Below are 17,046 nucleotides of genomic sequence, written 5' to 3' on the forward strand. Positions count from 1 at the left end.
TAAAACAACGCTCGGGCATTGTCATCTTTTGAAAACCTGCGATGCGATCTCGGGGCATCTTCAAAGCAATGCAGTGAATGGCGGCTTCGTCCGCAAAGAGGTCATTCATGACTTTTCAGCGAACGTCAGCATCTAGCTCAAAACGGACACGGATGAGCAACCAGCCTGCCGCTGTCTGAAGTTTTGTATTCGGGAAAAATCGAAAAAATCGGGGGCGAGGTTCAGATGGATGCTTTAGCGTTTCCGAGGAAATCAAAAAATTTTTGAAAGGGGTGACGGGCTGCGGGGAGGCCCAGCTCCACTGGCCCCCGTGTTTTTGTCGGGGTGGGGGGGTGTTTTCGGGATTCTCTCTGGCCTGACAAAACCCAGCCCAGTCGCCTGCCTCGCGACCGTCGTGGCGCCGTCCATGCGAGCCTTGGATGCGGTTTGCTTGAGTTCATGGCTGTTCTTGCCACCGTCCGTCAATCTATTCGGAGGCGCACCGAACGCCCCAAACGCACCGCGCCACCACCCACTAGAATTATCCAGAAAAACTGTAAGACGGTTTTCCTGAGATTTTCCATAGACTGTTACGCCGGTGCATTTGGGGCGTTTGGTGCGCCTTTTAGACGTCCTGAGGTTCGAGGCCCGCATAAACGGGCGGATTTGAGTGCATTAGTCCTCTCCCCGTACCAATTTGTGGAGCTCCGCATGACGGTCCATTGGCATCGACGGCGCTTCTCCCCGCTCACGCCTTACGCGGAACACGGGCTTCTCTTGCCGGTTTGTCCGCTTGCCGAGGTTCATTCGGGTGGTCTGGATGCGGAACGTGCCCTTCTCGCCGTCATAGGTGCAGTCCGCGTTTCGCTTGAGGAGGAACGCGAGGTTTCGTGCGTCCAGCGCCGTTTCATAGCCAACCGGTAGCAGCACGTGTGACGCGCCGCCTTCCGTGATGCCGGTAACGATTTCGGCAGTGGTGAACCATGAGCCCTCGATCGGCTGCACCCGATCGTCGGTGCGCAGCGCGGCGATGGCGACGGCCAGTTCATACACGCCCCGCATTTGGAAGCCTTTCGCGTCCTCTTCGGCGGCGTCGATCCATGGCTGGAAGAAATCTTTGATGGGTATGTTTAGCGCCGCGAGGATTGGATGCGCGACATTGCGCGACCAAGCCGGAAAGCCGCCGATGGGGTTCTCATCCTTGACCTCGGCTTGCAGGATCGTCTGGTACGCCCCGAGAATTCGGTCTCGGTTATCGAGTGTCCAATTCAGGAGGTTTGGGTGGCGGTACGTGCGCAGAGCGAGGTTCTCGTCCTCGGGTGCAACGAGGCGGCATTCCAGTGTCCGGCGCGCCATGTCGCCGTCCACCACGATGTTATTACCGGTGGCCACGGGGACGATGCCTGCCGGGCCTCTAAACGTCTTGCTGGCCCCAAGCACCCGGCCCTCGAACTCGATGTCGGTGACGAGTTTCGTAAGGGTCACGTCGCCGCGCCCGATAAACGAGCCTGACTTGAGGTTGTCCAGCAGCAGTGCGGCATTCCCTTCCATCACTGCGGCGGTGATGCGTTTCTCGCGTTCGTCCTCGCTGTCGGGGTAACCCATTGATCCGGGTATTGAGCCCGTGGTGGCGGCGATGAGCGCCAGACATAGCAGCGACTTGCCGGTGCCTGCCGCCGGGGCGGTGAACAGTCCCAGCGGGGGTCCGGCCTCCGACGACAGGATCGTGCGCGACATCATCAGCGAAACCGGCAGCATGAGCGCCGCCGCCAGATCGCGGTCGCCTGCGAACGGGAAGTCGACTAGCCAATCGTCGCGTAGGAAGTTCACAGCATCCTCGGGGGTGTCAAAGGGCTTGGCGTCAAAGTCGTTTGTCTGGAGCCACAGGCGCGTCTCCTCGTGATAGCCGTTTCCTGTAAGCAGTTTGCCATTGTGCCAGACGGGGAATGTCGCGAGCCCTTTCAGTGGCGGCAGCGTGTTCGCCCACCCGTTTATCATGCGGGGAGCCAGACCGGGCGGCAAGGCCGTGTCTTTGAGGCCGTTTCGCGTTTTGACGAACAGCGCGCAAGCATCCAGTGTCTTGTTGTGCGCCGTCGGCGGCGTCATGGGCGCAGCGCGCATGATGGTTGCTGGTTCGGTCAGGGGTTCGCCATCTGCGTCACGCATGACCTCGCCGCGTTCGTCGCGTAGTTTCACGCTGTGGGTGGCGGACTTCCCGTGCTCGACCACGGACACGATGCCGCCGAAGTTTACCGCCAGGCGGCGCTGGGCGACTTCGGCCCCGATCTCTCGCACCAATTCGTTGCTCTCGTTCGGCCCTCGAACAAAGATGATGGCGCGGCCTTGTTCCTCGGCGTTTTCCACGGAAATCTCGCCGTGAATACCGGCAACGCGATCCATGACGCGACTACCGTACTCGGTTTTGCATTTCTCCCGCTCGGCGACGACCAGCATGTCGTCGAGCAGTTCGTACCCTTTGTTTGGGTCCACCACGATCAGGCTGGCGACGGTTTCGATAGAGTCAGTCAGCAGTTTATTCATTGCCGTTATCCTTGGCTTTTGGCGCGATCAGCGAACTCAGGTTGGCCGCGCACTCGGCGCGGATGTTTGCGGCCTCGCTGGCAGAGCCGAGGACGTAAGTCCTGGTAATGCCGTGCGCATGCGAAACGAGACGGCGATTGTGGGCATAGATTTTTCCGGTGGTGGCTCCACCCCGATAATCAGGCTCCAATGGGTCGCAGGTGGTCTTGCCCTCGAATGCGGAAGGGCTCCGCAGCACGTCGCCCACGGTGACGAGTTTGCCTTTGGACAGGTGCAGCACATGATCCGCGTGCAAGACCGGTCGATCAGTGTCCAGCATTCGCATGAGTTGGGCGCGGCGTCCGTTGCGCGTGGCCTCTTTGACGTGCAGCGCAATGTCGCCAAGGCTGGTGCTTTTGCCCAGCGCTGTGCGCGCCTCGTCCTCAAGCCGCTCGTCCGCCCAAACCTCGCGCTGGGCCACTGCCGCATCAAGTGTCTGGCGACGCGCTTGTGCGATGAGCGCCTGATACCTTCTCTCCTCGGCATGGGTCAGGTTGGGGAAGACGCGCCGCGTGTCTGCAATGGCAAGCCCCTCGTTGATCAGAAAGGCGTCGGGTCGGCGCTGCTCCAGACCCTCGCCACAAACGGCCCCAGCGGCGTAGTCCAGCCGTGACGCCTGATACATGCACGGGTCGAGGGTGGTGCGGATCAGTTGCGCACCGCTGCCCGAGATGAGGATGTATCCGAACCCGTGCAGCCACATGCGCTTGAGCATTACCTCCGCAGCACGAGGTATGTCCGTCCCGTCCTCGACGCCCATGTAAAGGCGTTGACCTTTAAGCCCGACTACCACGTCGTCGGTCATTTCGTCATAGATGAACGAGGAGGACGAGCAGCCCCACAGGACGTCATACTCGGCGTATTTCGGCGCGACTGTCACGACCTGCTGCCACAACTCGTCACGGGTCAGGGCAGCGTGATCCGGTCGGGGGTCATAGTCGGCGGCGAAAATGGCCGGGCCTTCGGGCCATGTGAAATGATCCTCGCTGCGGGCGATGGTTCCGTCGGACAGATTATCCTTCGTGACCAGCGGTACTCCGTCCTCGGGGACCTCGACCTTTGGGATGCCGTAGGCCAGGACGTCGCGCCCAGCGCTCAATTTCGTGTTCAGGACCGTGGCGAAGTCCGCCAAGTTGGTCGCTAGTTCCACGAATGCGCGGGCGGATACGATCCAGCCGACGGTGTCCTTGACCAGTTTGCCGTTCTCGTCCCAGTAATAGTGTTTGCCGCCCGTCTCCGGGTTTTTCAATTCGATCCGCGTGTAGCGAAGCGGTAAAGTGTTTTCATAGTCCATCGGGCGTCACCGGCATGGGTTGCGCGCGGTGATAGCGAACGGACCCACCAATCTTCACGAATGGAATTTTCGGATTTTCCCTCAGCCGGTCCTTGCGCAAGAAGGACAAGCTTAGTTGAAGCTCCGCCGCCTTTTGATGCTCGGTTAGCAGCACCGCGTCAGCGGGTGGGGTCACGGGATATCTGGACATTTCAGCACCTTTAATTCGTCTAAGGTGCTACCCAATATTCCCATTTTTTCACGTGTGGCTACAGTCTTGCTTTCCAAGTGCGCGCACTTGGAAAACAAAGTCTTTCAGGGGCTGAAACGCGACCAGCTTTCGACTTCGAGACGGGCCCTATCGGGTGTAAGACCTTTGTTTCGTATTTGTAGGTACCTGCGGGCCGTTTCAAGTCGCCGTCCGGTGAGCTTGCAAAACTCTCGGATAAAAGAGTTTCGCTGAGTTGGTTCGAGGGGCCACATGTCGGCAAAGACCGGGGCTACTCTCACGAGCAGATCAGTGTAATCAAGTTCCGACTCCTTCGGGCGAGCAGGGTCGGATCGCTCGAGAGCTATCTCAACGAGTCGCCGAACGACATGCCAACGACTGTCAGCAGCCGCAGCGGCGACGGCGTTCTTGATGAGCGCGGCCGTCGTTTGCTGCTTCGCGTCGGGCTTGGTGGCCATCTCCATTGCCATTATCATCGCTATCATTTTTAGGTCGCGTGATGTCAGCTCCTCCGGTTTCATGACAACAGACCGGTTTCGATACGTTCGGCAAACTCGGGCAGTTGGGGGCGCAGGGCTTTCGCGTAGGCTTCGGTGATGTCGCCCGTGCTATGACCCACCAGCATCTTTATCGCCACGCTCGGCACTCCAATCACCTCGGCGGTGGAAATGTAGGTCCGCCGCAGATCATGCGGTGTGATGTCGCCGACGCCAATGCGTTTCAGGGCCTTGCGAGGGTCGCGGGCTGGCCCACTTCCCCGCACTGCCGGGAACACCCATTCGTCAGACGCGCCGCGTTGGGCGTCAAGGATGGAGCGCATTCCGGGCGTTATCGGGCGTTTGAGTTCCACGCCCGCTTTCATCCGCTCGGCGGGAATGGTGATAACATCGGCCCCGACTTCCGCCCAGCGCAGATGCAGGATTTCATCGCGGCGGCACCCCGTTAGGAACAGCATCTGCAAGGCACGATACAGAGTGCCAGTAGGCCCGAGGTGAACCGCCAGACGCTCGGCCTCTGCCCACCACAGCGGGCGCTCAACAGGTTTTAGCGCACCCTCGCGAGGAGGTGTGGCCTTAACCGCCTTGCGCTTGCCTGTCAGCTTGCTCACCGGGTTGGGAGATGGCTCTTGTCCTGCGGGATGGGCGTCGGCCCATGACTGCCACAGCGCCCGCACCGAACGTAGTGCGTTGGACGCCGAGGCCGGGGAAGTCACGCCCAGCATGCGGCGGTATTCGTCCCGCACCATCTCTGGTGTAATGTCGCTCATCCCTACATCAGCGAGAAACATCCGTTTCACCGCGTACCCGTAGCTTTCGATGGTGGAGGCCCGGACATGTGGGTTCTCCTGCCCGTGGAATGTGGGCGCACTGTAGATGGTCAAGTCCACGAGGTCGCGTTCGCGCGCGTTCATCGCCGCTCTGTCGGTTGGGCTGAGATAAGTGCCTGCGGCCAACTCAGCCATAATTGCCTGCGCTTTATCGCGGGCCGCTTCGATGGTGCCGGGTTTGGTCGCCGGGGTGAACTCTGCGATACTGATGCGGTGCAGCTTGCCCCGCACTTTCCGCTCGACACCCAGCATCCAGGCCGAGGTTTGTTTGCGGCACACAAACCCGCGCAAGTCGGTGTCACGCAGCGTTACGCCGGTGGTGTCGGCGAATGCCGCGGTCGCGCGGGTGAGGGTCTGCTTGCCGAACCGGAAGCGTCGCGGCTCCTCGGGCTGGGCTTCCGACTTGGGCAGGGGTACTACATTTGCAGACATAGGCGATGGTCCTTTCATCGTCTCGGTCAAGAACCCAGCTCCGAATGCAGTCGGGGCGGGGTTCGTTTTCAGAACGCTTGACTGTCGACCTCAGAAATACGCTCAAGGCAACTCAGAGGCAACTCTAAAAATGATAAACGAGGGGTGGGAGGGGTGAAATCAGAGCACTTAGAGCGAGGATATAGTCTATATTTTTATAGCCTTATCGCAATGTGTGAGTACTAGGGGAAAAGGTAGTGCACTTGATTGTGGATCCAGAGGTCCCCTGTTCAAGCCAGGGAGGCGGTACCACTTCTCTCAAAACAGGTTTGTTTTTCACGCGACTGCACGCGTTGCGCCATTCGAATGGCTTTGAAAGTTGATGCGATGCGCGCGCTGAAGATCAGCGCGCGAGGTTCAGTTTGAAACGCATCTTGGTTTGCCTGGCAGCTGGAAGATGTCGGTTCAAGCGCTTGTTGATCACGCCAAACCCCCAGACGATTACCAGTGTCAGCAAGATGAAATAGAAGGCCAGGATCGGATAGGGAACGAATGGATTGAACGTCTTGTCGGCAAAGTAGCTGGCGTAATACAGCGCGTCTCCGCGTTGTTGCCAGGCTGGGAAGGCCGAGAAGAAAACAAGGGTCGTTGCGTGGAACAGAAAGATCGCCTCGTTCGTGTAAGCCGGCCATGCCAGGCGCAGCATGGTGGGCCAGACGATCCGGCGGAAGCGAGCCCAACCGGTCATGCCATAGGCGTCTGCGGCCTCGATGTCGCCTTTGGGAATGGATCTGAGCGCACCATAGAAAATCTCGCCCGAATAGGCAGCGGTGTTCAGGAAGAGCACGATCAGCGCCCCCAGCCAGGCCGAGGTGAACGCATCAAACATGGGGTAGGATTTCTTCAGCGACAGGAAGAAGAAGTAGGCAAAGAAGAACTGGATAAACAAGGGCGAGCCGCGGAACAGGAAGATGAACCATTCCGAAGGTTTGCGTAGCCACTTGTTTGTCGAGGCTTTGCCGACGGCCAGGGCGGTGGCCAGAAAGAACCCGGTGGCCAGTGCCATGATCCCGAAATACACATTCCAGATCATACCTGACCCGATGAGAGTAAACTGCTCGCACAGGGTGAAATCGTTCTTGGGCAGCAGGCGTTCGCCAATGCCGAGTGAACGGAGGCCATAGTCCTGAATGGTCTGCAAGCAGCTCATGCCGTGGTCTCCTTGCGTAGCAGTTCACCGCCCGAGGTGGCCTGTCCGTGCGACAGCTTGCGCATCAGTTTTTCCAATCCAATCTCGGATACGCGGGTCATACCCAGATAGAAGATGAGCAGGAACAGGAAGTACCACATCCGCCAGTCTCCGTGCGGGTACTGGGTGAATCTGGAGGTTTTGGTGCCACCAAGCTCGCGCGCCCAATAGACGATATCCTCGATCCCCAGCAGGAACAGAAGCGGCGTCGCCTTGATCAGAACCATCCATAGGTTCGACAGGCCGGGCAGGGCGTAGACCCACATTTGTGGTACCAGGATGCGCCAGAAGGTCTGGCGACGGGTCATGCCATAAGCTTCGGCTGTTTCCAGCTGTGCGTGCGGTACCGCCCGCATGCCGCCGAACAGAACGTTTGCGGCAAAGGCACCGAAAACGATTGAGAAAGTGATGATGGCCAGAAAAAACCCATAAGTTTCATGCACCCATTCCGGCGCAGTGCCCAATGGCAATTTGGCCGCCTGACACACGATGAAGTCATTTCCCTGACGGATCGGGTCGGTCCATTCGGGGCACAGGATTTTATGCCGCATCCATTCGAACGCCTGATCCAGGGCAATGACAAAAAACAGGAAGAATGCGATGTCGGGGACGCCACGCACAATGGCAATGTAACCTTTACCCAGCCAACTTAGTGGTGGGAAATGCGACCGGGCTGCCATTGCACCCATAAAGCCAAACGCCAACGCAACAGGCGCGGTCACGGCCAGCAATCCCAATACTTTCAGGAAAGAAAGGTAGAAGGACCAGTGGACACCGTTGGTCAGGTAACAAGAAAACCAACGGAATGTTCCGAGCGTGTCTGGATCAGCGCAGTAGGAAAACATGTAGCGTCTTTCGAACGTCGTGCCCGCGTTGTTGTCGGGCGAGGTTCGGCGCGACAGGCACGCCGAACCGCTTGATACGGATTAGTTTGTAACGACCGAACCGTCAGCGTTGTAAGTTGGAACGCCTTCGCCGAACCACTTGACGATCAGCTCGTTCAGAGAACCGTCTGCTTTCATCGACGTGATTGCTTCGTCGAACTTGCCACGCAGTTCGCCATCCGATTCACGGATGCCCAGGCCAATACCACCACCCAGTGGGACGTCATCGCCTACGAAAACCAGCTCACCGCCCGATTCTTCGACGATCGGCACCAGGAAGTCCTTGTCAGCAAAGACGGCGTCGGCTTCACCGTTACGCACGGCTGCGATGGTTTCTTCCGGGGTTGCGAATTCAACCAAAGTCGCGCCGGATTCGGCTACGTGACCGGCCTGAATAGTTGCGGTTTGCGCGGCGACGATACCGCCGGCAACATCAACGCCTTCCGCTGCACCGACATAGGCCGAAGCCGCAGGCGGGAAGTAGTTCTGGGTGAAATCGATGACCTCGTCACGTTCGTCGGTGATCGACATGCCCGCGATGATGGTGTCGTAGTTGCCCGAAACCAGGTTCGGAATGATCGAATCCCAGTCGTTCTTGACCCACTCGCAGTCCAGATTTGCGCGCTTGCACAGCTCGTCGCCAACCTCACGCTCGAAACCGTCGATCTCGCCGGCGTCGTTGATGAAGTTATACGGAGGGTAGGCGCCCTCAGTGCCCATGCGGACGGTGTCGGCCATGGCGATACCGGCAGTCAGCGCCAGTGCTGCGGTGGACAGAATCAGGTTTTTCATTGGTTACTCCCCAGTTTGGTTCTGTTCTTGAAGTTAAGCCGCCTGAGTGGCGGAGAGAAAGCCCCGAAGCCGTTCGGATTCGGGTGACGTAAAGATATCTTCGGGCGTGCCTTCTTCCTCGATCAGACCTTGGTGCAGAAACACCACGTGGCTTGAGATGTCGGCAGCCATTTTCATGTCATGGGTCACGATGATCATGGTGCGTCCTTCGGCAGCCAGATCCTTTATGACCTTGATGACCTCTTGTTCAAGCTCGGGGTCCAGTGCCGAGGTCGGTTCGTCAAACAGCAGCGCTTCGGGTTCCATACACAGCCCACGCGCAATGGCGGCACGCTGTTGCTGACCGCCGGACAACTGGGCGGGGTAGACGTCGCATTTGTCCCCGATGCCGACCTTTTCCAGATATTTGCGCGCACTGTCTTCCACTTCGGCCCGGTCACGGCCCAGAACGGTCACGGGGGCCTCCATCACGTTTTGCAGGATGGTCATATGCGCCCATAGATTAAACTGCTGAAAAACCATCGACAGGTTTGTGCGAATGCGCATGACTTGTTTGGGGTCGGCAGGGCGACGCGCATGGCCTTCACCGGACCATTTGACAGGTTCGCCCTTGAACAGAATCTCTCCCTGCTGGCTGTCTTCCAACAGGTTGCAGCAGCGCAGGAGCGTTGATTTTCCCGATCCTGATGAGCCGATCAGCGAAACCACGTCGCCACGATGAGCTGTAATATCCACCCCCTTCAACACCTCGAGATTACCGAAGCTTTTGTGAAGGTTTTTGATTTCGATGACGGGAGCGGTTTCTGTCACGGGCAGTCCAGTGGTTGGTGGTGTTGGTGCGGTACTAGGACCGAAAAAATAGATCAATGCAATGCGCAAATGACAGAATCAAGACCTCAAACGCCCAAAATGACTAAATGCGTTCGACAATTTGGTCAGCTGTTCGAAAGTAAGGCGTTTGGGGTCGGAGGGTTGGGAACAGCCAGGTAATCCGAAGCCTGAATGTCCACTAGGCCCCTCAGGGACAGTTGTTGCCGATCCGTGTCCTCTAGGCCTTCAATGGCTGCGCGCACGGCAAGCGCGATTTGCGCAGCGTTTTGCCCTTGTGCGGTAATGTAAGGCAAAGTTGGGGTCGGCATGGTCCTCGTCACCTCTTGCAGGCGGTCATTCTGGTCGGTGTATTCCTGCAGCAGATGCCATGTTAGCGCATCCAAAGCGGCAAAGTCTGCTTTCCCCTCGGCCACGGCTTGCGCAGAAAGCGCGTGCCCGCCCGTCTCCAAAACTGCGGCGGGGCGCAGGTTCAACTGTGCCAAATGCGTGATTGGGGCCGCCCAACCGGATTGAGACACAGCCTCGTTATAGGCAAAGGTACCTTGTGTCAGATCTGTGAGGTCGCGGGTATCATCCCGACGTTTGACAAAAACCGAGTTGTAATGGCCAGCCGGGCAATCTGGCAGGCCATAATCTGGCGTTCCAACCAATTGCACATGACCATGCAGTCGGGTCCGGTACGGCATTCCGCATGTCTGAGCCAGAATCAGATTCGGATCTTGCCAAACCCCCCACATGTCCTGATCTCTGGTCAGGTGATCTGGGCCATAACCCAGATGATTGCGGATCAAGGTCCAGAACCGGTCATTGGCAGCTTGAAGCGCAGGCATGTCATACATGCCAAGCATTGCGATCACGATTTTGCAGCCCTTTGGCGCGCCAAGGCCGAATCCACGTCGCTTACACCCAACAGGCTGACCACGAGACGCAGCAGAGAGTCTTCTTCGCCAGTGCGATGACCGTCAGCAAGCGCTACGGACCACAGGGCCTGGACCACGGCCAGCCGGTCCTCATAGGCGACAGCCTCTTTGATGGCACGGGTAAAGCGGACCGTGTCGGGGGCTTCGGCCTCCAAATCCTCGGCCTGCGCGCGCAGTGCGGCGCTTTCGAACGGAGACAAGCCATAGCGTTCCGCAGAAATACGGTCGATGCGCGCCATCTCGGAATCGGAATAGTCGTTGTCGGAACGGGCCAGACGCACCAGCAAGGCGGTCAATGCAAGGCGGGCGTCGTCGTCAACAAGCGGGTCGGGTTGAGGCTGCGTGAGCCTGGAAAGAAAGTCGCTGAACATGGGCTAGATATAGCGAGCGCCTAACTCACATCCAAGCGGCTTTGTACGCGTTCGCGTGCGGCCTTGCTGTCATTAAAGCTCAAACCCATGGCGACGCGGGCTTCTTCGACGATCTTCATCTCGCCTTCATCCGTGCTGCCATCGGCCAAAACAACTTCCCACAATGCATCGAGCGCGGCCAGACGCTCTTTCAGGTCCGTCGTCTCCCGGATCAGCTTACCAAAAGTGTCGGTTTCGGGCGCAGCGGCATGAAGCTTTTCGCAAGTTGCCCGAACTTTTGCCGCCTCGATCGCATTATGCTGGTAAAGACGGGCTAGAATCTTGTCGATCAGGCTGATCTCTTCCAGTTTGTAATCCCGATCCGCCTGCGCCACACGCACCATGAGCGCGCCCAGGGCAAGCTCGGCATCCGGGTCGGGCAGGTGTTCATGTTGAGGCGGCCTGAGCGCCTGAAAGAATTTTTTCAACATAAAGCCAGGTTATTCCATATTTTGTGGTCCGCCAAGCGAAGACTACCTGCCATAGGTCAGAATGGTCACAAGATTGCCGATTGATCGCGTGTCCCTCGGAGCCGGTATCCACAGCTTGCAGTGTTCAACCGTAAGGTGAAGAAAACTACTTCGGAAGGCAATACTACCGAATTGGGCGCGGTTAGCCCTGATAGTTCAAAGCGGCCTGCGCCTGCTCGGTCAGCCACGTGATCATCTGACGGTAGGGCACCGGCCCATAGCTGACACGTGCCACGCCCAATTCAGCCAGTTTGGACGTTTCAGGTGTGCCGGGAAGGGCAATGATATTGACGGGCAGGTTGGTCGCCTCGCAAAGCTGGCCAATCATTGTTTCGTCTTTCAGGCCCGGCGCGAAAAATCCACTGGCGCCCGCCGTTTCATAGGCCGCGGCCCGCGCTATGGCATCCTGCAGCATAGCCTGGTCATGCGTGTCAGCCGGAGCCTTGAGGAAGAGATCGGTGCGCGCGTTGACAAACGCGGGGATGCCTGCACTTTCACAGGCTGTGCGCATGGCTTCAACACGCTTGGCCTGAACCGCCATGTCATAAAGGCCCTCGCCACCGATGACCTGATCTTCGAAGTTGAACCCGACCACGCCGCATTCCAGCGCACGTTTCACGTTTTCCGCGACCCCCTGCAAAGTTTCTGCATAGGCCCCTTCAAAGTCCAGCGTCACCGGCAGATCGACGGCTGAGACAATGCGGCGGGCATTATCCAAAGCAGCCTCAAGGGGGATGTTCTGCCCGTCACTGAACCCTTGAGCCATGGCAACCGGTGCGCTTCCGGTCGCAATGGCCTGTGCGCCCGCATCCCGAACTGCGCCTGCGCTGCCTGCGTCCCAGATGTTGAAAAGGATGACCGGATCGCCTTTTTTGTGAAGGCTGGTGAAGGTTTTAGCGTTCTGGATCTGATCGGTCATCGGAACTCTCCTGTTGTGGTCTGTGCAACAGTTAGTCAGTTGAAGAGGACTGGAATAGAGTTTTTTCCATCCCACACGTCACTTTGAAGTGACGACACAGGCGCTGTGCAGATCCGTCAAATACCTGTGCCGTCTGATAGGTTGGTCAAAACCGTTAGGCTTGCTCTGACGCGCCAGATACGAATTTCGCGCTGAAATTCGCCTCACCCAAACGCTTCAGCAGGTTCAATTGAGTGTCCAACCAGTCTTTGTGACCTTCTTCTTCCAGAAGGATACGTTCGAACAGAGTACGCGAGCCGACATCCCCGACCTCGGCAGCCTGCAGCGCGGCTTTGGTGTAGAAATCAACGGCCTCGGTTTCATCCTTCAGATCCGCAGCGAACATCTCTTCCAAAGAACCCGCGGCCGCCGGAGTTTTCTGAAACTCAAGTTCAGGAACGCCACCAAGGAACAGAATTCGCTCGATGAAGGCGTCAGAATGCCCAATCTCCTCTTGCATCTCACCGCGCATCTTTTCGGCGAGAATGTCGAGGCCCCAATCTTCTAGCACATGGGCGTGCAGCTGATACTGATGCGCCGCTGTCAGTTCCATATGCAGTGCTTGTTGGAGGTTGGTGATGGTTGTTGCGTTGCTCATCGGAAATCTCCTGAATCTCTGAACTGTATCCAAGGCACGAAGCAGAAACTTCGCATCCTCATACAGTTAAGAGGTCAGCCCCCACAAAACAACGTGGGGGTGACAGACCGACACAGCGGGGGATTACACCAGACGCGAGGTGTCTTTTGCAGCGCGCACAAAATCGCGGAACAGCGGGTGCGGGTCAAAAGGCTTGGACTTCAGTTCCGGGTGGTACTGAACGCCGATGAACCAAGGGTGGTCCGACCATTCCACGATTTCGGGCAAACGACCGTCCGGCGACATGCCTGAAAAGTTCAAACCGGCTTTCTCAAGTTGTTCGCGATACTTGATGTCGACCTCATAGCGGTGACGGTGGCGTTCCTCGATCTGGGTGCTGCCATAGACACCGGCAACCTTGGATCCTTCGGCGAGAACCGCGTTATAAGCGCCCAAGCGCATGGTGCCGCCTTTGTCGTCGCCGACCTTGCGTTCAACCTTGTGGTTGCCCTGCACCCATTCTTTCAGGTGGTAAACAACTGGCTCGAAACGTTTTTTTCCGGCCTCGTGGTCGAACTCCTCTGAACCCGCCTCGGTGATGCCAGCAGCATTCCGTGCCGCTTCGATCACCGCCATCTGCATGCCCAAACAAATGCCCAGATAGGGGACCTTGTGTTCGCGCGCATACTGAGCAGCCTTGATCTTGCCTTCGGTGCCGCGTTCGCCAAATCCGCCGGGTACGAGGATCGCGTGGAAGCCTTCCAGATGCGGTGCTGCGTCTTCTGTGTCGAATACCTCGGCATCGACCCACTCGATTTTCACCTTGACCCGGTTGGCCATGCCACCATGGGTCAGAGCCTCAGCAATCGACTTATAGGCATCCTCGAGCTGAGTGTATTTGCCGACGATGGCAACTTTGACTTCGCCTTCGGCATTGTGGATGCGGTCACTAACGTCTTCCCATTTAGCCAGATCGGGTTTCGGGGCAGGGCTGATCTGGAACGCGTCCAGAACCGCCTGATCCAGACCTTCCCGGTGATAAGCCAGCGGTGCATCATAGATGGTGCTCAGGTCTTGCGCCGCAATCACGCTGTCAGGGCGGACGTTACAGAACAGCGCCAGTTTCTCGCGTTCCTTGGTCGGGATCGGGCCTTCAGAGCGGCAGACCAGAATATCGGGTGCCAGACCAATCGAGCGCAGCTCTTTCACCGAGTGCTGAGTCGGCTTGGTTTTCAACTCACCCGACGCTTTGATGTAGGGCAGCAGTGTCAGGTGCATAAAGATACACTGGCCGCGCGGCTTGTCCTGGCTGAACTGACGGATTGCTTCAAAAAAGGGCAGGCCCTCGATGTCGCCGACGGTGCCGCCGATCTCACAGAGCATGAAATCGACCTCATCTTCGCCAATTGAAATGAAATCCTTGATCTCATTGGTGACGTGAGGGATCACCTGAATTGTTTTGCCCAGGTAATCACCACGGCGCTCTTTCTCGAGCACATTCGAATAAATGCGCCCCGAGCTTACCGAGTCGGTCTTACGGGCCGCCACGCCAGTGAAACGTTCATAATGCCCAAGGTCCAGATCGGTTTCGGCCCCATCGTCAGTGACAAAAACCTCGCCGTGTTCAAAAGGCGACATCGTGCCTGGGTCGACGTTCAGATAGGGGTCAAGCTTGCGCAGGCGAACGGAGTACCCTCGCGCCTGCAATAGCGATCCCAAAGCCGCCGAAGCCAGTCCTTTGCCCAAGGACGAAACCACACCACCAGTGATGAAAATAAAACGCGCCATAGTTTTTCGGCTGCTCCCGTGAGACGTCAAAATCAGCTGCCCGGCGGTTCCGAAAAACCGCTGCATCACGGGACTTCACGTATAAAGGATTCGCGCCAAAAGCGCAAGAGAACCGCAAGATGCTGTTGCAGTCCTCTTTTAGGTTTCTAGGTTTTGTGGATCAGTCCGCTTGCGGGATCAGTGGCGCGTTGTCGCCCTGTGCCGGTGGCAGAAGATCATCTGCCGACGGAATCGCCGGAGTGTTCTCTTCGGTTGAAGCCGGGGCCGGAACGCCCAGACGATCGATCACCGAACTGCCCGAGGATTTCTGTGCAGCCAGAATGGTCAGTGTGATCGAGGTCACGATAAAGCAAGCGGCCAGAATCCAGGTCAGCTTGCCCAGCGCGGTTGCCGCTGCGCGGCCCGTCATGGCGCCACCACCACCGCCACCCATGCCAAGGCCACCGCCTTCGGACCGCTGCATCAGAACAACGGCAATCAGGCCCAAGGCCAACAGAAGGTGGATGATGAGAACGACGTTTTCCATGGTGGTCCTGTACAGCGTGGCGTGTATCGCGTGGTACTTATGCAAGTTTGTCCGCGGGGGCAAGTCAGGAGTTGGCATCACCGCGCGTGATGCACAATATCACAGCAAAGAGACTGGACAGAATGTCGGCAGGTGACGCAGGCTGCGCCTTATGCCACATGACGACCACGACCACCCGCACGCATTGTTGCCACCGGAACCCGCTTTGCGCGTCAAGGCGCTGGAAACGATTCTGACCCGTAAAGGGCTGATCGATCCGGCAGCGTTGGACGAAATCATCGACACGTATCAAAACAAGATTGGCCCTCAGAATGGTGCGCGCGTCGTTGCCAAAGCGTGGAGCGACCCAACGTTCAAGGCCGCGTTGCTAAAAGACGCCACGCCTGTGGTGGCTGATCTTGGCTATTACGGTCGGCAGGGCGAACACATGGTCGTGGTTGAGAACACGCCAGCCCAACACAACATGGTCGTCTGTACCTTGTGCAGCTGCTACCCTTGGCCACTGCTGGGTATCCCGCCCGGCTGGTACAAGTCCGATGCCTACCGTGCCCGCGCCGTGCGCGAACCGCGCAAAGTGCTGGCCGAATTCGGCGTCACTTTGCCCGAAGGCACATCTGTGCGGGTCTGGGATTCGACTGCCGAGATTCGCTACCTCGTTCTGCCCATGCGCCCCGAAGGCACAGACGGGATGAATGAAGACGAACTTGCCGCGCTGGTGACGCGCGACAGCATGATCGGTACCGGCCTTCCCAGGGTGTCCTCATGACCCGCGTTCACGACATGGGTGGCCGTTTCGGGGATTGGCCGATAAATCCCGAAGCAGAGGATGCACCTGTCTTTGCCGAGGACTGGCACGCGCGAGCCTTGGCGGTGACGCTTGCCTCTGGGTTTCTGGGGAAATGGAACATCGATGTGTCCCGCCATGCGCGCGAACGCCTCTCACCCAAGGATTACACGCGGTTTTCGTATTATGAGAAGTGGATCTCGGGCCTGGCCGATCTATTGGTAGAGAGCGGAGTGTTGACCCATGAAGATCTGCGGGGTGGTGGAGAGAACGAACCGCACCCGCTGGCAGAAAAGATGCTGAAAGCAGAGGCCGTGTCCGCAGCATTGGCCAAAGGTGGTCCCGCAGACAGACCCTCCAATGTCGCTGCGCACTATTCAATTGGACAAGAGGTTGTCACGACCCGGCCTGCAGCAAATCGCCTTGTGGACGGCGGTCATACACGCCTGCCGATCTACGCGTCCGGCGCCAAGGGGCGCATCCTTCGCCTGCACGGCACACATGTTCTGCCCGATTCCAATGCGCATGGATTAGGCGAAGCGCCTGAACCGATCTATGCGGTGGCGTTCCCGGCATCCGAACTTTGGGCCAGTCCGGAGCATCCCGACGACGAAGTGGTGCTGGATCTCTGGCAAAGCTATTTGGAGCCCAAATGAACAACTGTGTCACCCATACGGCCCCAGAGCCCGTTTTTGACCAACCCTGGCACGCGCAAGTCTTTGCCGTCACAGTCGCGCTGAACGAGGCGGGCCGTTTCGCGTGGTCCGACTGGGCGGCCCGTTTCGCGGACACATTAAAGCGAAATGGAATTGCCCGGGACCTGGATGGTGGCGACGATTATTTCCAGGCGTGGTTGGAAACCCTTGAGGACTTGCTTGCCGATCAGGGCGCCGCGCCACCACAGGAAGTAAAAGCGCTGCACCGGGCTTGGGAGGACGCGTACTTGACAACGCCGCATGGGCAACCTGTGCATCTACGCTGACAAAATTTGGGGGCTCTGCCCCCGCCGCCCGTTCCGGGCGACACCCCCCGAGGTATTTTGAGCCAGATGAAGCAGG

General features: G+C 58.1%; 19 protein-coding genes. 3 read left to right on the forward strand and 16 right to left on the reverse strand.

Annotation, left to right across the window (positions count from 1 at the left end; genetic code table 11):
* Positions 1–654 precede the first annotated feature (654 nt).
* The 16 genes from GOV91_RS00005 to secG all read right to left on the reverse strand — a co-directional run bounded on the left by GOV91_RS00005 (position 655) and on the right by secG (position 15,204).
* The gene (locus GOV91_RS00005) at positions 655–2,520 is read right to left on the reverse strand and encodes a hypothetical protein (protein ID WP_171233998.1); all 1,866 of its coding nucleotides are present in this window, start codon (positions 2,518–2,520) and stop codon (positions 655–657) included.
* Positions 2,513–3,853: a hypothetical protein gene (locus GOV91_RS00010; protein WP_171233999.1), complete on the reverse strand. Its 1,341-nt coding sequence runs from the start codon at positions 3,851–3,853 to the stop codon at positions 2,513–2,515. The genes GOV91_RS00005 and GOV91_RS00010 overlap by 8 nt, the downstream gene beginning before the upstream one ends.
* Complete coding sequence (locus GOV91_RS00015; RefSeq protein WP_171234000.1) at positions 3,843–4,043, reverse strand: hypothetical protein; 201 nt, start codon at positions 4,041–4,043, stop codon at positions 3,843–3,845. Before GOV91_RS00015 ends, GOV91_RS00010 begins: the two co-directional genes overlap by 11 nt.
* A gap of 104 nt (positions 4,044–4,147) precedes the next feature.
* Positions 4,148–4,582: a hypothetical protein gene (locus tag GOV91_RS22540; protein WP_217352007.1), complete on the reverse strand. Its 435-nt coding sequence runs from the start codon at positions 4,580–4,582 to the stop codon at positions 4,148–4,150.
* Positions 4,579–5,820 carry a tyrosine-type recombinase/integrase gene (locus GOV91_RS00020; RefSeq protein ID WP_171234001.1) on the reverse strand — a complete coding sequence of 414 codons (1,242 nt, stop codon included), beginning with the start codon at positions 5,818–5,820 and terminating at the stop codon, positions 4,579–4,581. The genes GOV91_RS22540 and GOV91_RS00020 overlap by 4 nt, the downstream gene beginning before the upstream one ends.
* 382 nt (positions 5,821–6,202) lie before the next feature.
* Positions 6,203–7,009: an ABC transporter permease gene (locus GOV91_RS00025; RefSeq protein ID WP_171174820.1), complete on the reverse strand. Its 807-nt coding sequence runs from the start codon at positions 7,007–7,009 to the stop codon at positions 6,203–6,205.
* Complete coding sequence (locus tag GOV91_RS00030) at positions 7,006–7,893, reverse strand: ABC transporter permease (protein WP_171234002.1); 888 nt, start codon at positions 7,891–7,893, stop codon at positions 7,006–7,008. The genes GOV91_RS00025 and GOV91_RS00030 overlap by 4 nt, the downstream gene beginning before the upstream one ends.
* Positions 7,894–7,974: 81 nt before the next feature.
* Positions 7,975–8,724, reverse strand: a complete 750-nt coding sequence (locus GOV91_RS00035) for a transporter substrate-binding domain-containing protein (protein WP_171234003.1) — start codon at positions 8,722–8,724, stop codon at positions 7,975–7,977.
* 33 nt (positions 8,725–8,757) lie between these two features.
* A complete protein-coding gene (locus GOV91_RS00040; protein ID WP_171174816.1) occupies positions 8,758–9,534 on the reverse strand; it encodes an ATP-binding cassette domain-containing protein in 777 nt (258 codons plus the stop codon).
* Between the two features lie 125 nt (positions 9,535–9,659).
* Positions 9,660–10,412, reverse strand: coding sequence for a PhnD/SsuA/transferrin family substrate-binding protein (locus tag GOV91_RS00045; RefSeq protein WP_171234004.1), 753 nt, complete (start codon positions 10,410–10,412; stop codon positions 9,660–9,662).
* The gene (locus GOV91_RS00050) at positions 10,409–10,846 is read right to left on the reverse strand and encodes a TerB family tellurite resistance protein (protein WP_171234005.1); all 438 of its coding nucleotides are present in this window, start codon (positions 10,844–10,846) and stop codon (positions 10,409–10,411) included. The genes GOV91_RS00045 and GOV91_RS00050 overlap by 4 nt, the downstream gene beginning before the upstream one ends.
* Before the next feature lie 20 nt (positions 10,847–10,866).
* Positions 10,867–11,316: a TerB family tellurite resistance protein gene (locus GOV91_RS00055; protein ID WP_171174809.1), complete on the reverse strand. Its 450-nt coding sequence runs from the start codon at positions 11,314–11,316 to the stop codon at positions 10,867–10,869.
* Positions 11,317–11,497: 181 nt separating this feature from the next.
* The gene (locus tag GOV91_RS00060; protein ID WP_171234006.1) at positions 11,498–12,274 is read right to left on the reverse strand and encodes an isocitrate lyase/phosphoenolpyruvate mutase family protein; all 777 of its coding nucleotides are present in this window, start codon (positions 12,272–12,274) and stop codon (positions 11,498–11,500) included.
* A 154-nt stretch (positions 12,275–12,428) separates the two neighbouring features.
* Entirely contained in the window at positions 12,429–12,911 is a 483-nt protein-coding gene (locus GOV91_RS00065) for a bacterioferritin (protein ID WP_171174805.1), read from the reverse strand.
* A 123-nt stretch (positions 12,912–13,034) separates the two neighbouring features.
* The gene (locus GOV91_RS00070) at positions 13,035–14,678 is read right to left on the reverse strand and encodes a CTP synthase (protein ID WP_171174802.1); all 1,644 of its coding nucleotides are present in this window, start codon (positions 14,676–14,678) and stop codon (positions 13,035–13,037) included.
* Between the two features lie 160 nt (positions 14,679–14,838).
* Positions 14,839–15,204 (reverse strand): preprotein translocase subunit SecG, encoded by a 366-nt coding sequence (secG, locus tag GOV91_RS00075; protein ID WP_171234007.1) that lies wholly within the window; start codon positions 15,202–15,204, stop codon positions 14,839–14,841.
* Between the two features lie 151 nt (positions 15,205–15,355).
* On the opposite strand from secG, the gene nthA reads away from it, so the two are divergent.
* From nthA to GOV91_RS00090, 3 genes are read left to right on the forward strand one after another with little or no spacing between them, the layout of a single operon-like run.
* Positions 15,356–15,970 (forward strand): nitrile hydratase subunit alpha, encoded by a 615-nt coding sequence (gene nthA / locus GOV91_RS00080; protein WP_171234008.1) that lies wholly within the window; start codon positions 15,356–15,358, stop codon positions 15,968–15,970.
* Positions 15,967–16,644, forward strand: a complete 678-nt coding sequence (gene nthB / locus GOV91_RS00085) for a nitrile hydratase subunit beta (protein WP_171234009.1) — start codon at positions 15,967–15,969, stop codon at positions 16,642–16,644. The genes nthA and nthB overlap by 4 nt, the downstream gene beginning before the upstream one ends.
* On the forward strand, positions 16,641–16,970 hold the full coding sequence (locus GOV91_RS00090) for a nitrile hydratase accessory protein (protein WP_171234010.1): 330 nt from the start codon (positions 16,641–16,643) through the stop codon (positions 16,968–16,970). Before nthB ends, GOV91_RS00090 begins: the two co-directional genes overlap by 4 nt.
* Positions 16,971–17,046 lie beyond the last annotated feature (76 nt).

This window comes from Ruegeria sp. HKCCA6837, assembly GCF_013034475.1.
GTDB lineage: Bacteria > Pseudomonadota > Alphaproteobacteria > Rhodobacterales > Rhodobacteraceae > Ruegeria.

What these genes read in the sequence shown, in the direction of transcription:
- GOV91_RS00050 (WP_171234005.1), bottom strand. Translation starts at nt 10,846, where the DNA reads ATGTTCAGCGACTTTCTTTCCAGGCTCACGCAGCCTCAACCCGACCCG.
- secG (WP_171234007.1), bottom strand. Translation starts at nt 15,204, where the DNA reads ATGGAAAACGTCGTTCTCATCATCCACCTTCTGTTGGCCTTGGGCCTG.
- GOV91_RS00010 (WP_171233999.1), bottom strand. Translation starts at nt 3,853, where the DNA reads ATGGACTATGAAAACACTTTACCGCTTCGCTACACGCGGATCGAATTG.
- nthA (WP_171234008.1), top strand. Translation starts at nt 15,356, where the DNA reads ATGCCACATGACGACCACGACCACCCGCACGCATTGTTGCCACCGGAA.
- GOV91_RS00065 (WP_171174805.1), bottom strand. Translation starts at nt 12,911, where the DNA reads ATGAGCAACGCAACAACCATCACCAACCTCCAACAAGCACTGCATATG.
- nthB (WP_171234009.1), top strand. Translation starts at nt 15,967, where the DNA reads ATGACCCGCGTTCACGACATGGGTGGCCGTTTCGGGGATTGGCCGATA.
- GOV91_RS00015 (WP_171234000.1), bottom strand. Translation starts at nt 4,043, where the DNA reads ATGTCCAGATATCCCGTGACCCCACCCGCTGACGCGGTGCTGCTAACC.
- GOV91_RS00060 (WP_171234006.1), bottom strand. Translation starts at nt 12,274, where the DNA reads ATGACCGATCAGATCCAGAACGCTAAAACCTTCACCAGCCTTCACAAA.
- GOV91_RS00030 (WP_171234002.1), bottom strand. Translation starts at nt 7,893, where the DNA reads ATGTTTTCCTACTGCGCTGATCCAGACACGCTCGGAACATTCCGTTGG.
- GOV91_RS00025 (WP_171174820.1), bottom strand. Translation starts at nt 7,009, where the DNA reads ATGAGCTGCTTGCAGACCATTCAGGACTATGGCCTCCGTTCACTCGGC.
- GOV91_RS00035 (WP_171234003.1), bottom strand. Translation starts at nt 8,724, where the DNA reads ATGAAAAACCTGATTCTGTCCACCGCAGCACTGGCGCTGACTGCCGGT.
- GOV91_RS00070 (WP_171174802.1), bottom strand. Translation starts at nt 14,678, where the DNA reads ATGGCGCGTTTTATTTTCATCACTGGTGGTGTGGTTTCGTCCTTGGGC.
- GOV91_RS00005 (WP_171233998.1), bottom strand. Translation starts at nt 2,520, where the DNA reads ATGAATAAACTGCTGACTGACTCTATCGAAACCGTCGCCAGCCTGATC.
- GOV91_RS00090 (WP_171234010.1), top strand. Translation starts at nt 16,641, where the DNA reads ATGAACAACTGTGTCACCCATACGGCCCCAGAGCCCGTTTTTGACCAA.
- GOV91_RS22540 (WP_217352007.1), bottom strand. Translation starts at nt 4,582, where the DNA reads ATGAAACCGGAGGAGCTGACATCACGCGACCTAAAAATGATAGCGATG.
- GOV91_RS00020 (WP_171234001.1), bottom strand. Translation starts at nt 5,820, where the DNA reads ATGTCTGCAAATGTAGTACCCCTGCCCAAGTCGGAAGCCCAGCCCGAG.
- GOV91_RS00055 (WP_171174809.1), bottom strand. Translation starts at nt 11,316, where the DNA reads ATGTTGAAAAAATTCTTTCAGGCGCTCAGGCCGCCTCAACATGAACAC.